This is a genomic window from Georgenia faecalis, from assembly GCF_003710105.1.
GTDB lineage: Bacteria > Actinomycetota > Actinomycetes > Actinomycetales > Actinomycetaceae > Georgenia_A > Georgenia_A faecalis.
In genome coordinates this window covers 269293-282614 of the sequence record NZ_CP033325.1, presented here as the reverse complement: position 1 = coordinate 282614, position 13322 = coordinate 269293, and the positions used below count along the sequence as shown (strand labels likewise).

At 75.1% G+C, this 13322-nt stretch carries 13 protein-coding genes and 1 tRNA gene; 6 read left to right on the top strand and 8 right to left on the bottom strand.

Translation table 11 applies throughout. The features are described from left to right. Window positions 1-44 precede the first annotated feature (44 nt). Entirely contained in the window at window positions 45-1205 is a 1161-nt protein-coding gene (locus EBO36_RS01215) for a serine hydrolase domain-containing protein (protein ID WP_164471267.1), read from the bottom strand. Between the two features lie 77 nt (window positions 1206-1282). After that, on the bottom strand, window positions 1283-2761 hold the full coding sequence (gtfA, locus tag EBO36_RS01210) for a sucrose phosphorylase (RefSeq protein ID WP_122823015.1): 1479 nt from the start codon (window positions 2759-2761) through the stop codon (window positions 1283-1285). Between the two features lie 130 nt (window positions 2762-2891). On the opposite strand from gtfA, the gene EBO36_RS01205 reads away from it, so the two are divergent. Together EBO36_RS01205 and EBO36_RS01200 are read left to right on the top strand one after the other, a co-directional pair. Further along, window positions 2892-3158 carry a hypothetical protein gene (locus EBO36_RS01205; RefSeq protein ID WP_122823013.1) on the top strand — a complete coding sequence of 89 codons (267 nt, stop codon included), beginning with the start codon at window positions 2892-2894 and terminating at the stop codon, window positions 3156-3158. Window positions 3159-3212: 54 nt separating this feature from the next. Beyond that, on the top strand, window positions 3213-3704 hold the full coding sequence (locus EBO36_RS01200; RefSeq protein ID WP_122823012.1) for a GrpB family protein: 492 nt from the start codon (window positions 3213-3215) through the stop codon (window positions 3702-3704). Between the two features lie 9 nt (window positions 3705-3713). Here the strand turns inward: EBO36_RS01200 and EBO36_RS01195 are convergent, their stop codons facing one another. From EBO36_RS01195 to EBO36_RS01170, 6 genes are all read right to left on the bottom strand, one after another. Further along, a complete protein-coding gene (locus tag EBO36_RS01195; RefSeq protein WP_122823010.1) occupies window positions 3714-4439 on the bottom strand; it encodes a hypothetical protein in 726 nt (241 codons plus the stop codon). A gap of 52 nt (window positions 4440-4491) precedes the next feature. Beyond that, window positions 4492-4806 (bottom strand): DUF4342 domain-containing protein, encoded by a 315-nt coding sequence (locus EBO36_RS01190; RefSeq protein ID WP_122823008.1) that lies wholly within the window; start codon window positions 4804-4806, stop codon window positions 4492-4494. A gap of 57 nt (window positions 4807-4863) precedes the next feature. Further along, window positions 4864-4938, bottom strand: a tRNA-Thr gene (locus tag EBO36_RS01185). Window positions 4939-4987: 49 nt separating this feature from the next. Further along, entirely contained in the window at window positions 4988-5773 is a 786-nt protein-coding gene (locus tag EBO36_RS01180) for a DsbA family protein (protein ID WP_122823005.1), read from the bottom strand. A gap of 96 nt (window positions 5774-5869) precedes the next feature. Next, complete coding sequence (locus tag EBO36_RS15145; RefSeq protein ID WP_127573333.1) at window positions 5870-6349, bottom strand: hypothetical protein; 480 nt, start codon at window positions 6347-6349, stop codon at window positions 5870-5872. Window positions 6350-6464: 115 nt separating this feature from the next. Next, on the bottom strand, window positions 6465-8195 hold the full coding sequence (locus EBO36_RS01170) for a serine/threonine-protein kinase (RefSeq protein ID WP_122823004.1): 1731 nt from the start codon (window positions 8193-8195) through the stop codon (window positions 6465-6467). 122 nt (window positions 8196-8317) lie between these two features. Here EBO36_RS01170 and EBO36_RS01165 point away from each other — a divergent pair, with 122 nt between their 5' ends. From EBO36_RS01165 to EBO36_RS01150, 4 genes are all read left to right on the top strand, one after another. After that, window positions 8318-9760, top strand: a complete 1443-nt coding sequence (locus EBO36_RS01165; protein WP_122823002.1) for an alpha,alpha-trehalose-phosphate synthase (UDP-forming) — start codon at window positions 8318-8320, stop codon at window positions 9758-9760. Further along, window positions 9757-10644, top strand: coding sequence for a trehalose-phosphatase (gene otsB / locus EBO36_RS01160; protein WP_122823000.1), 888 nt, complete (start codon window positions 9757-9759; stop codon window positions 10642-10644). Before EBO36_RS01165 ends, otsB begins: the two co-directional genes overlap by 4 nt. Before the next feature lie 197 nt (window positions 10645-10841). Then, a complete protein-coding gene (locus tag EBO36_RS01155) occupies window positions 10842-11969 on the top strand; it encodes an ABC transporter ATP-binding protein (RefSeq protein WP_122822999.1) in 1128 nt (375 codons plus the stop codon). Window positions 11970-12039: 70 nt separating this feature from the next. Beyond that, window positions 12040-13293, top strand: a complete 1254-nt coding sequence (locus EBO36_RS01150) for a DUF4032 domain-containing protein (protein WP_122822996.1) — start codon at window positions 12040-12042, stop codon at window positions 13291-13293. The last annotated feature ends 29 nt before the right edge of the window (window positions 13294-13322 follow it).

Sequence of the window (13322 nt, the reverse complement as noted above, 5' to 3'; positions counted from 1 at the left end):
TGCCGAAACGCCGGGCCGCCGTCCCTGTGGCACCCCTCGGGCGGTCAGTGCCGCCCGGCCCACTCGCGCGCCGCCCGGGCCACGCCGACCCGCAGCGGCCCGACGTCGAACGCTGTCCGCGCCGGGTGCACCCGGTTGGTCAGCAGCACGACGACGAGGTCGTTCCGGGCGTCGACGACGAGGGAGGTGCCGGTGAAGCCGGTGTGCCCGATCGCGGTGGGGTCCGCCTCGCCGAGGGCGGACGCGTCGCCCACCCGGAACCCGAGCGCCTGCCCGTACCCGACGCGGGCGGTCTCCTCGGGGCCGAGCACGTTCGTTCGCAGGAGCGCCCGCGCGCGTCCGCTGAGCAGGGCCGGGCGACCGGCGCGGACCATCTCGCCGAGGCGCACGAGGTCCTCCGCCGTACTGAAGACGCCGGCGTTGCCTGCCCCACCGAGCGCCCAGGCCGCCTCGTCGTGGACGGCGCCGCGGACCATCCCGCGGGGCGGGTCCACCTGGTGCTCCGTCGCGGCGGCGACGGCGCCCGGGGCGACGGAGTACCCCGTGGACGTCATGCCGAGCGGGCCGGTGACCGTGGTGGCGAGGAGCGCAGGCAGGTCCAGGCCGGTGAGCCGCTCGAGCAGGAGCCCGAGGACGAGGAAGCCGACGCAGGAGTACCGGTGGGTGGTCCCGGGCTCGCTGAGGAGCGGCGCCGCGAGGACGCGGTGGGCGCGCGCCGCGCGGTCGCCGTCGGTGCGCCACAGGTCGAGCACGTCGAGCAGCCCGGCGGTGTGCGTGAGGAGGTGGTGGACGGTGACGCGCCCGCGCGCCGGCCCATCCGCCGCCGCGTCGGCGAACTCGGGCACGACGTCAGCGACCGCGGCGTCGAGGTCCAGCGCCCCCGCGTCCACCTGGACGAGCGCCGCCGTCGTGGTGAGGAGCTTGGTGAGCGAGGCGAGGTCGAAGACGTCCCCCACCGGCCGGCGGAGCGCCTCGGGCAGCAGCGCGCCGTCGGCGTCGAAGAGCTCGGCGTAGCCCGAGCGCGCCCGCGCGACCACCGTTCCGCGGTGCGCGACGACGGCGACGGCGCCCGGCACCGCGGGCCGCGGGGGGTCGGAGGGCCGGACCGGAGCCGTCGCGGCGTCGGTCGCGGCACGCAGGAGGTCGCCGACGACGGCGCCGAGCTCAGCGTCGAGCCGCTCGGGCAACGCGGGCGGGGTGATCACTGCGGGTCCTTTCGCCGTCGGCCGTGGGGCGGTGCGTCAACAGGGCTATGGAACCAGGGCGCCGCACCGCCCGGGCATCAACCCGCCAGCTCCGCCACGGACGTCGCGCGGCGGGTGCCCTCCGCCGTCGTCCACTCCAGCGCGAAGGTGGGCCGGGCGCCCGCCACGCTCACCGCGAGGCGGGCGCGGGCCTCGCCGGAGCGCCACACCAGCTCGAGGCCGTCAGCCCCGGTCTGGGCGTAGCGGAACTCCCCGTCGAACGCGGGGTGCTCGGTGCGCAGGCGGACCAGGGCGAGGAGCCCGCGGACGACGTCGCGCTCCAGCGCCTCCTCCACCTCGCCCGGCGCCACGTGGTGGCGGTTGACGTCGCGGCCCACGCGGGTGCGCTCCCACAGCGCGACGTCGTTCTCCCCGGCGAGCAGGCCGACGTAGTAGACCTGCGGGCGGCCCGGGAGGAAGAGCTGGACCGCCCGGGCGGTGAGGTAGGCGGTGTCGTCGGCGCCGAGCACGCTGGAGAACGTCGAGTTGATCTGGTGCGGCAGGCGGGCCCACGCCACCTGCTGGGAGGCCACGGCGGAGATCCCGCCGGTCGCCGCCTCGGCGCGACGGAAGATCGCGGCCATCTCGTCATGGTCGATGAGGCCGGGCCGGTCGCCGCTGGGACCGGCGTCGATGACCCCGATGCCGTCGTGGGTGTCGAGGACGGTGACGGCGTTGGTCGGGCGGATCTCCAGCCAGCGCACCAGCCGGTCGACGGTGCCCGTGCCGAAGCTGTGCAGGAGCAACGGCGGCAGCGCGAAGTCGTAGACGAGGTCGACCCGCTCGGCGATGGCGAGCTGCTGCGTGTAGTGGGCGTGCACCTCGACGAGCACCTCGAGGCCCGCGCGGTGCGCCATCGCCGCGATCTCGGAGACGAACTCGAGCGTGGCCGCGGTCATGAAGCTGTCCGTGCCCGCGGTCTTCACGGCGTACCCGACGGCGTCGAGCCGCACGGTGCGCACCCCGGCGCCGGCGAGGGCCCGCAGGACGTGCTCGAGGTAGCCGCGCGCCGCCGGGTGGTGGACGTCGAGGTCCACCTGGGTCGGCATGAACGTGGTCCACACGAGGCGCCGGGTGCCGTCGGCCCGCTGGTAGGGCGTGAAGGGCAGACCCGCGCGCGGGCGGTAGAAGGCGGTGATGTCCGCCTCGGTGCCGCCGCCGGGGAACACCGTGTCGAAGGTGAGGAACATGCCGTCGTGGGCGGAGGCCTCGCCCAGGGCCAGCCAGTCGCGGAACTCCGGCGACGCGGCCGAGACGTGGTTGACGATGAGGTCGGCGGTGACGTGCCGGACCCGGGCGAGGGCCGCGACGTCGTCCCAGGAGCCGAGCCGGGGGTCGACGACGGTGTGGTCGATGGGGTCGAACCCAGCGTCGTCGCCGTCGAACGGAAGGAAGAACGGCAGGACGTGGACGCCGGTGAACACGTCGAGCGGCGGGGCCGCGAGCAGCCCCCGCAGGGCGGGGAGCGACCCGCCGAACCGGTCGGCGTAGGCGAGCAGGTGGACGCCGTGCCCCATGACCCTCCCCTGGTCGAGCGGCAGGCGCCGCTGAGATCGATCCCAGCGTAGGGCCCGCCCTCCGGCCGGGGCGCGTCGGCGCGGTGGTCCCCGCGCGCACCGGGCGCCGGGTCACGGTAGGACTGGGGGCATGAGCGAGATCGACCCGACCATGCGACCGGACCTGCCCCTCGAGGATCTCCCGGAGGAGAACCTCTTCGCGCCCGAGGGAGTCAACGAGGGCGAGGACCAGCCGGAGTCGGCCGACGTGCGCTCCGGCGGTGACGCCTCCGCCGCGCCCGCCCGCGACGACGACCAGTCCGCGAAGGAGGACGAGCTCGTCGGCGCCGGCCCGACGACGCAGGACGAGGTCGAGCACGGCGACTCCGGCATGGACGACGGCTACATCGACGGCTAGCCGCTCAGTGGTCACGCGCCTGCCGCCGCAGGGGTGCGTGGCAGGATCGCGCCCGTGCCGACTGAGCAGCGCGTCGCCCTGGTCCCGGGCCGGCCCGAGGAGTGGGGCCGGCGGTTCGCCGAGATGGTCACCTGGCTGCGCCCGCTGGTTCCCGGGGCGCCGATCGAGCACATCGGGTCCACGGCCGTCCCGGGGCTGCCCGCGAAGGACGTCGTCGACCTGCTCGTGGGGGTCGACGCCGGCTCCGTCGTGCCGGTCTCCCGGCAGCTGGCGGCCGCCGGGCTCGACCTCGAGGGCGAACGGGACCATCACTGCTGGCTCAGTGCCCCGTCCCGGCACGCGCGGACCCACGTCGTCCACGTGGTCGAGCTCGGCGGACGCGCCTGGACCAGGCGCGTGGCGTTCCGGGACCTCCTACGGCGGGACCCGGACGCACGAGCGACCTACCTGGCGGCGAAGCGGGCCGCGGCGGCCGGAACGCCCGGGTGGGACGCGTACACACAGGCGAAGACGCAGGTCGTGGCCGAGCTCCTCGCCAGGGCGTGACGGGCGACGTCAGCGCGGGTAGAGCACCTCGACCGACCCGGTCGCGAGGTCCGTGAGCGTGACGCGCGTGAGCGGGGCGAGGTGGATCGACACCGGCTCCTCCCAGACCCGCACGTGCAGGGTCGCCCCGGGGGCCGCGTCGGCGAGACGGCGGCGCAGGAGCGCCAGGTCGACGTCGACGCCGTCGCGCACCTCCCACGAGTGCGTCCCCACCTCGAGGATCTGGCGGCCCACCGGTCCCGCGGCGGCGGCCTCGGACGAGGGGGCGCCGTCGGGAGCGGGTGCCGTCGCCCGCCGCGGCGAGGCGGCCGGCCCGCGCAGGGCGATGCCGAAGATCGCGGAGGTGGCGGGAGCGATCTCGTCCGCCTCGGCACCGGGTGGTGGGCCGACCGGCTCACCGGGTCCCGCCCAGATCCGCCACAGGCCGTCCGGCGCGACGACGACCCGGCCGTCCAGGACCACCGGCGCCTTGCCCGCCGCCTCCAGCTGGCGCCGCAGCGACGCCGCGCTCGTGGGCGGCGCGAACCCGACGATGAGGTTGCGCCACTGGACGACGACGCGCCCCTCGGCGCCCGGGGAGAGCTGGAGCGTCGCGGGCCCACCCGCCCCGGCCCGTTCGGCGGCGGTGAGCGCGCTGACGATGGCGTGCTGCACCGCCGACGCCTCGGCCACCCAGAACCCGGGGCCGACGTCCGCGCTCACGGGCGCCGGCCGGCGGCGGTCGAAGAGCCTCACGGGGACCAGCCTCCCCCGCCGGCGATCAGCGCCGCCGTCGTCGGCGGAGCGGTCACCCCTCGGGCGGGTGGACGACGCCGGTACCGGGCGCCTCGTCCTCGGGCGACCGGCGTCGCTCGACGCCGACGGTCGCCCGGGTGAGCAGCGCGGCGACTGCGCCGACCGCGACGAGCACGGGCGCGACGGCCGCGGTGACCACCGTGACGGCGACCCCCGCCGTCAGCGGGATCTCGAGGAGGGTCTCGCCCTTCTCGTTCTTGATGAAGACCCGCCGGACGTTGCCCTCGCGGACGAGCTCGCGGACCTTCCCCACGAGGTCGTCGCCGGAGACCTTGAACTCTTCGTACCAGGTGTTCTGCTCGCTCATCCGACCAGCATCGCAGAGGGCCCGGCGCGTGCCCAGCCCCCGGCCGGATGCCACCGCTGGAGCCGCCTGTCGGATTCGAACCGACGACCGTCCGCTTACAAGGCGGGTGCTCTACCACTGAGCTAAGGCGGCCAGGTGCGGGGCCCGCCGGGGCCCCGCACCGAGCGATTGTGTCAGAGGATCAGGCCCCGGCGGCCTCGGCGACGGCGGTCTCGAGTGCGCCCGGCTGCTGCCAGTCGCCACCCATGTCCTCGCCGTCGATGCGGATGGTCGGGGTCCCGCTGACCCCGTCCTCGGTGGCCTGGGCGGTGCTGGCCTTCACCCAGTCGCGGAAGGCGTCGCCGCCGAAGGAGTCGACGACCTCCTGCGGCACGCCGGCGCTGAGGGCCGCCTCGGCGATCTGCTCGTCGGAGAGCGGCACCCCGCCCTCCGGACCCTGCGCGGCGAAGACAGCGACGTTGAAGGCGGTGAACTGCTCCGGCGCCTGGTCGGCGACGACGGCCGCCGCCTGCGCGGCCCGCATCGGGAACCCGGTGTCACTGCCGTCGAGGATGGCGATGGGGTGGTAGACGATCGTCGCCTCGCCGGAGGTGGCGAGCGTGTCGAGGGCCTCGGCGTTCGTCTGCTCGAAGACGGCGCACCAGTGGCACTGGTAGTCGAGGTAGATGTCGACGACCGGCACGTCCTCGTTCTCGCTGCCCGCGGCGCCGGAGGCGCCGACCGGGATGCCCCCGGTCGCGAGGGCGGTGGACGGCGCGCTGTCGACCTCGTCGAGCTGGGGGTCGCTCTGGCTGAGGATGGAGTAGAGCGCGACGACGACGACGGCCACGAAGGCGACGACGCCGGCGATGATGAGGATGCGGTTGCGCTTCTCGCGGCGCTGCTGCGCCTCGCGGATCTTGCGGGCCTTCTCGCGGGCGGCGTCGCGCCGCTCCTGCTTGGCGTTCGCGGGGGTGGTGCTGGACATGGGGGCTCTCCTGGAGTGGATGTCGGGGCCCGGAGGACCGGGCGGGCTCGGCGTGGCCTGGGCACGCAGGCACGCAGTCGCGCAGGCGTGCGGGCGTCAGGCCAGGGCGAGCCGGGGCGGTCCGCGCAGCAGCGGCGCCCGCGCGGGCGCGACGCTGCGGACGGTCCGCTCCACCGTGCGGGAGAGGAGCCGGGGCACGACGACCGAGGGCAGCGCCCCCGGCAGGTGCCGCCACGGCGCCAGGTGGGCGAGGTGCGCGAGGGCCCGGCGGACCAGCCCGTGCGCGCCGACCGCCCCGAGGACGCCGACGAGGCTGCCGAGCGCCGCCGGCGCGGTGAGGACCAGCGCGAGGGCGAGCACCTGGTCCGGCTCGCCGCCGACACCGAGGGACCCGGAGGGGCAGTCGGCGGCCGGCCGAAGGAGCGCCAGGTGGATGGCGAGGCGGCCCACGCCGTCGCTCACCGGGACGCAGCGGCTCACGTGGACCAGGCCGCCGAGGACCGCCGCGAGCGCGGGCAGCACGACAGCCGCGGCCAGGGCCGTGCCCTGCCGCGTCACCGTCGTCCACGCACGCACGGGCGCCAGCCTACGTCGCCACCCGCCCCGGGCGTGCGCTCCCCGTGGGATCGGTCACGTCCGCCCGGCGCGAGGCCGCCCGGCGCAAGGCCCGCCCCGCGCCCGGCTCGACGCGTCAGAGGACGTCGGGGGGCGGGGGCAGCGGGGACCACACCGGCACCGTCACCGCCCCGTCGAGCACGAGGACGGCGACGACGGCGGCGCCCGCCAGCGCGAGCACCGTGAGCGTGGCGCGGCCGGGCGCCCCGAGCCCCGCGAGCACGACGCGGGCCCCCTCGCGCGCAGCGCCCGACGTCGGCGCGCACCAGGCCACCGCCGTCACCAGGGCCGCGATGGCCCACACGAGCAGCGGGAGGGCGGCGTCCTGCGCGCTGGTCGCTGCCCCGGCGAAGAGCCAGCCGGCAGCGGCCAGGGCACCGCCGACGAGCACGCCGGGGATGGCGCCGACCGCCGCCCGGACGAGGAACCACGGGCTGGCGAGGGCGGCACGGGTGGTGTCCCCGCGACGCAGCCCCCGGCGCAGGCGCCACGCGCGCCGGGCACGGGACGCCTGACCGAGGGTGCCGAGGACGACGAGGAGCGTGAGGGTGAGGATGGCCCAGGCGCCAGGAGCGGCCGCGGCGACGGCGCTGACCCCGACGCCGAGGAGGGCGACCGTCCCGGGCCGGCGGCGCGGGGGCACCAGCCACGCGGGCACCTCCATCTCCGTCGCCACGGCGCGGGGCCACGGCGCCGGTGGACCGGCCGCCGGCCCACCCGACGGCGCCGCTCCCGGCCCGCCCGCCCACGGCTCGGGCTGCCACTGCTCGGGCTGCCACTGCTCGACGGGGGCGTGCTCGGCGACGTAGCGGGGCTGCGACGTGACCGGCGGGGGCCAGTCCGTGCGCTGCGCGGGGGCCACCTGCGTGACGTCGGCCGCTGCCCCGGCCCACGACGCGGGCATCGCCCGGGTGGGCGGGTAGGAGGGCAGCACGGACGTCGCAGGGCCGGCGGCGGCCTCCCGGCCGGCCTGGCCCGGCACCCCACCCGGGGGCTCCTCGAGCGACGCGAGTGCCGCGTCCAGGTCAGCGGTGTCACCGTCGACGACGGCGAGGACGGCGTCCGGCCACAGCCGGCGGCGCGGCTCGGGGTCCAGGGCCGAGCGCAGGGCGGCGGCGAGGTCGTCGTCGAGGCCCTCGGTGTCGACCTCGTGGTTGCCCACGCGGGTGAGCACCGCCGCGAGCGGCCCCCGCCCGAACGGGGGGCGTCCGGTCGCCGCGAAGACGAGGACGGCGGCCCACGACCACCAGTCCCCGCCGGGACCGGGATCGCCGCCGGCGACGATCTCGGGGGCGAGGTAGCCGGGCGTGCCGGTGACGAGGCCGGTCTGGGTGAGGCGGACGTCGTCGGCCACCTGCGCGATGCCGAAGTCGATGATGACCGGGCCGTCGGCGGAGAGCATGACGTTGCCCGGCTTGAGGTCGCGGTGGCTCACCCCCGCCCGGTGGATCGCGGTGAGGCCGTCGGCCAGCCCGTGGGCGAGCTCGGCGAGCTCGTCCGCCGCCAACGGGCCGGTCGCGCGCACGTGCTCCTCGAGCGTCGGACCGTCGATGAGCTCGGTGACGACGAACGCCTCGACGTCGTCGACCTCCGCGTCGAGCACCCGGGCGGCGCGGGCGCCGCGCACGCGGTGCAGGAGCGCCACCTCGCGGCGCAGCCGCTCGCGGGCGGCAGGGTCGGCGCTGATGGCGGGGTGCAGCACCTTGATGGCGACGTGCCGGCCCTCGGCGTCGACGGCCTCGTGGACCGTGCCCATCCCGCCGGCACCCAGGCGCCGGACGAGGCGGTACCCACCGATCGCCTCCATGGCGTCAACCTATCCACCCCGGGGACGGGGTGGACAGGTGGCCCCTCCCGCTCGCTGGGCAGCGGCACGGGCTCGCGGCTAATCTCGAGGGGGAACCCCCCTGTCGAGGAGCTGATTCACGCATGCCCGCCGGTGAACATGATCTAGTCGTCGTCGCCAACCGCCTTCCCGTCGACATGACGGTGGCGGATGACGGCTCGCTGTCGTGGACCCGCTCCCCCGGTGGCCTCGTCACCGCCCTGGCCCCGGTGATGCAGCGCAACGCCGGCGCGTGGGTGGGCTGGTCCGGCACGCCGGACCTCGAGCACGAGCCCTTCGACGGCGAGGGCATGCGGCTGTGGCCGGTCCGCCTGAGCGAGAGCGAGATCGCCGCCTACTACGAGGGCTTCTCCAACGGGACCCTCTGGCCGCTGTACCACGACGTCATCGTCGACCCCCAGTTCCACCGCGCCTGGTGGAACGCCTACGTGAGCATCAACCGCCGCTTCGCCGCCGCGGCCGCCGAGGCGGTCGCCGAGGGCGGGACCGTGTGGGTGCACGACTACCAGCTCCAGCTCGTCCCCGCGGTGCTCCGCCTCCTGCGGCCGGACGTGAAGATCGGGTTCTTCAACCACATCCCGTTCCCCCCGCTGGAGATCTTCAGCCAGCTGCCGTGGCGCCGCCAGGTCCTCGAGGGTCTCCTCGGCGCCGACCTCGTCGGCTTCCAGCGCGAGTCGGACGCGAAGAACTTCCTCCGCGCGGTCCGCCGCCTCACCGACCTGCCCACCCGCGGGCGGGTGGTGACCATCGGCGAGCGGTGGGCGCGCCCGGCCCGCCAGGTCCGCGCGGCGAGCTTCCCCATCTCCATCGACTCCACCGCCTTCGACGCGCTCGCCAGCTCCCCCGCCGTGCAGAAGCGGGCCGTGGAGATCCGCAAGGAGCTGGGCGACCCGGAGGTCCTCCTCCTCGGCGTCGACCGGCTCGACTACACCAAGGGGATCCGCCACCGGCTCAAGGCGTTCGGCGAGCTCCTCGCCGACGGCCGGCTCGCCGCCCCCGAGGCCACCCTCGTCCAGGTGGCCAGCCCCTCGCGCGAGCGCGTCGAGCAGTACCGCCAGCTCCGCGACGAGGTGGAGGCGACCGTCGGGCGCATCAACGGCGACTACGGGGCGCTGGGCCGCGCCGCCGTGCACTACATGCACCACTCCTACCCGATGGAGGAGATGGCGGCGATGTACCGGGCGGCGGACGTCATGCTCGTCACCTCCCTGCGCGACGGGATGAACCTCGTGGCGAAGGAGTACGTCGCCGCCCGCCGCGACCTCGGGGGCGTCCTCGTCCTCAGCGAGTTCACCGGCGCGGCCGACGAGCTCACCCAGGCGCTCCTCATCAACCCGCACGACATCGACGGGACGAAGGCGGCCATCATGCGGGCGATCGCGATGGAGCCCACCGAGCGCCGGCGCCGCATGCGCGGCCTGCGCCGGCGCGTGCTCGACCACGACGTCCAGCGCTGGGCCGAGGACTTCCTCACCGCCCTCGCCAACCCCCGCCCGCACCCCCGCCCCCTCGTGGAGGACGAATGACCGACGACCCGACCGTGACCGGCGACGCCGGGGTGCCCGGACCGGGGATCGACGTCCCGATCTTCGTCGCCCACCTCGGGGAGTGGCTCGACGCCGCCCTGCGGGACCTCGCGGCCCGGCCGCGGATCCTCGTCGCGCTGGACTTCGACGGCGTCCTGGCGCCGCTGGTCCGCGACCCCGCCACCTCGCGCATCGTGCCGGCGTCGGTGGCGGCCCTGGCCGAGCTCAGCGAGCTGCCGGGGGTGACGCTCGCCCTCGTCTCCGGCCGCGAGGCGTCCGGGCTCGTCTCGCTCGCCGAGGTGCCCGAGCACACCCACGTCGTCGGCAGCCACGGCGTCCAGCGTGGTCGCGTCGTGCGTTCCCCCGACGGCGGGCTCGCGCTCGACGCCGAGCCCGTCGCGCTCACCACGGAGCAGGCGGACCTGCGGGCCCGGGTCCTGCGCGACGCCGAGGAGCTGGTGGCCCAGACCCCCGAGGCCTGGGTCGAGGGGAAGCCGGCCGCCGTCGTCGTCCACACCCGCCGCTGCACGCCGGCCGACGGGGAGCGGCTGCGCCGCGCCGTCCTCGAGGGCCCGGGCGCCCTGGCCGGGCTCCGCGTCCAGGAGGGCAAGGAGGTCATCGAGATGGCCGTCCTCCACCACACCAAGGGCGACGCCGTCACCGACCTGCGCGCGGTGACGGGCGCGGACGCCGTCCTCTACGCCGGCGACGACCGCACCGACGAGGACGCCTTCGCCGTCCTCGAGCCGCAGGACGTCGGGATCAAGGTGGGCGACGGCCCCACCGCGGCGTCCCACCGCGTGGCGGACCCCGACGAGCTCTCCGCCGTCCTCCTGCGCCTCGTCGAGCTCCGCAGCCCGGTTCCCGCGGACGAGGTGGGCTGAGCCGCTCCGGTCGGTCGCCGCGCACAGCGGGTGCGTGACAATCGTGGAATTCGCACCATGGTGTGCGAAGATGCCCCCAGCACCACCGACGGTCCCTTCGGGACCACCCGGCGGCGTCGTGTCAGAGCAGACACCACTGACACCTTTCACTACGGATCGTCCGGCACGTACCTGCCGGTGAGAGGACATACATCACCATGGCTTCAGTCACCTTCGACAACGCCACCCGCGTCTACCCCGGCACCGAACGCCCCGCCGTCGACGCGCTCAACCTCGAGGTCGCCGACGGCGAGTTCCTCGTCCTCGTCGGGCCCTCGGGCTGCGGCAAGTCCACCTCGCTGCGGATGCTCGCGGGCCTCGAGGACGTCAACTCGGGCCGCATCCTCATCGGCGACCGCGACGTCACCGACGTCCAGCCCAAGGACCGGGACATCGCCATGGTGTTCCAGAACTACGCGCTGTACCCGCACATGTCCGTCGCGGACAACATGGGCTTCGCGCTGAAGATCGCCGGCAAGCCCAAGGCCGAGATCCGCCAGCGGGTCGAGGAGGCGGCGAAGATCCTCGACCTCAGCGAGTACCTCGACCGCAAGCCGAAGGCGCTCTCCGGTGGTCAGCGTCAGCGCGTGGCGATGGGCCGCGCGATCGTCCGCCAGCCGCAGGTCTTCCTCATGGACGAGCCGCTGTCGAACCTCGACGCCAAGCTCCGCGTCCAGACCCGCACGCAGATCGCCTCGCTCCAGCGCCGCCTCGGCGTCACGACGGTCTACGTCACGCACGACCAGACCGAGGCCCTCACCATGGGTGACCGGATCGCGGTCCTCAAGGACGGCCTCCTCCAGCAGGTCGGCACCCCCCGGGACATGTACGACACCCCGGCCAACGTCTTCGTCGCCGGCTTCATCGGCTCGCCCGCGATGAACCTCGGCACGTTCCACGTCCGCGACGGCGCCGCCGTCCTGGGCGAGACCCGCGTGCCGCTCAGCCGCGCGACGATGAGCGCCCTCACCGCGGCCGACGACGGCCAGGTCGTCATCGGCTTCCGCCCCGAGTCGCTCGACCGGGTCCCCGCCGGCACCGAGGGCTCGCTCCCGGTGTCCGTGGAGCTCGTCGAGGAGCTCGGCTCCGACGCGTTCGTGTACGGCCAGCTGGCCGGCGACCGCGACCTGGCCGAGAACATCACCTCCGGGGCCGGTGAGGCGCAGATCATCGTCCGCATCGACCCCCGCGACGTGCCCGCCAAGGGTGACATCCTGCACGTCACCATCCGCCCGGGTGAGCAGCACACCTTCGCCGCCAACAGCGGCAAGCGTCTGCCCAGCTGAGGCACCGCACGCAGCGCAGGGGCGGGCCCGGCCACGGGCCCGCCCCTCGCTCATGCGAGAGAGACCGACGATGTCCCACGCCCTAGAGATCACCGCCGCGAACCTCGACCCCGCCCTGCTCGACCTCCCGTGGGAGGTCCCGCTCGAGGCCTGGCCGGAGTCCGTCCTGGCGGCGCTGCCGCGCGGGATCTCGCGGCACGTCGTGCGCTTCGTGCGCCTGTCCGGCCGCGTCGTCGCCGTCAAGGAGATCGGCGAGTCCGTCGCGTACCACGAGTACGACCAGCTCCGGCAGCTCAACCGGATGGGTGCGCCCTCCGTCGAGCCGCTGGCCGTCATCACCGGCCGGCGCGACCCCCACGACGAACCCCTCGACTCCGTGCTTGTCACCCAGCACCTGCAGTTCTCCCTGCCCTACCGCGCGGTGTTCAGCCAGTACCTGCGCCCCGACACCGCGACGCGGCTCATCGACGCCCTCGCCGTGCTCCTCGTGCGCCTGCACCTGCTCGGCTTCTACTGGGGCGACGTGTCCCTGTCGAACACCCTCTTCCGGCGGGACGCCGGCGCCTTCGCCGCGTACCTCGTCGACGCCGAGACCGGCGAGATCCACCCCGCACTCACCGACGGCCAGCGCAACTACGACCTCGAGATCGCGCGGGTGAACATCATCGGCGAGCTCATGGACCTCCAGGCGGGCGAGATGGTCGACGAGGACATCGACGTCGTCGCCATCGGCGCCCGCATCGTCGAGCGCTACGACGACCTGTGGACCGAGCTCACCGAGGCCGAGTCGTTCGACACCGGCGAGCGCTGGCGCGTCGCCGCCCGGATCAACCGGCTCAACACCCTCGGCTACGACGTCGGCGAGCTGTCCATCACCACCGACGTCGACGGCACGTCCGTGCGCATCCAGCCGAAGGTCGTCGACGCCGGGCACCACCACCGCCGCCTCATGCGGCTCACCGGCCTGGACGTCCAGGAGAACCAGGCCCGGCGGATGCTCAACGACCTCGACGCCTACCGCGCCGACCACGACCGGCAGGGCGAGGACGAGGAGTTCGTCGCGCACGACTGGCTGGCGGAAGTCTTCGAGCCGACCGTGCGGGCGATCCCCCGGGAGCTGCGCGGCAAGCTCGAGCCGGCGGAGATCTTCCACGAGGTGCTCGAGCACCGCTGGTACATGGCGGAGAAGATGCGCCAGGACGTGCCCATGCGCGACGCCGTGGCCAGCTACGTCGAGAGCATCCTGCGGCACCGCCCGGACGAGCAGGCGGTCCTCGGCGCGGGCCTCGGCGACACGATGGAGATGCGCCGGCCCCGGTCCTGAACCGGCCGCCCCGGCGCCATGACGGCCCC

Coding starts and splice junctions, on each gene's coding strand:
- gtfA (WP_122823015.1), bottom strand. CDS start 2,761: ATGGGGCACGGCGTCCACCTGCTCGCCTACGCCGACCGGTTCGGCGGG.
- EBO36_RS01205 (WP_122823013.1), top strand. CDS start 2,892: ATGAGCGAGATCGACCCGACCATGCGACCGGACCTGCCCCTCGAGGAT.
- EBO36_RS01190 (WP_122823008.1), bottom strand. CDS start 4,806: ATGAGCGAGCAGAACACCTGGTACGAAGAGTTCAAGGTCTCCGGCGAC.
- EBO36_RS01180 (WP_122823005.1), bottom strand. CDS start 5,773: ATGTCCAGCACCACCCCCGCGAACGCCAAGCAGGAGCGGCGCGACGCC.
- EBO36_RS01170 (WP_122823004.1), bottom strand. CDS start 8,195: ATGGAGGCGATCGGTGGGTACCGCCTCGTCCGGCGCCTGGGTGCCGGC.
- EBO36_RS01165 (WP_122823002.1), top strand. CDS start 8,318: ATGCCCGCCGGTGAACATGATCTAGTCGTCGTCGCCAACCGCCTTCCC.
- otsB (WP_122823000.1), top strand. CDS start 9,757: ATGACCGACGACCCGACCGTGACCGGCGACGCCGGGGTGCCCGGACCG.
- EBO36_RS01155 (WP_122822999.1), top strand. CDS start 10,842: ATGGCTTCAGTCACCTTCGACAACGCCACCCGCGTCTACCCCGGCACC.
- EBO36_RS01150 (WP_122822996.1), top strand. CDS start 12,040: ATGTCCCACGCCCTAGAGATCACCGCCGCGAACCTCGACCCCGCCCTG.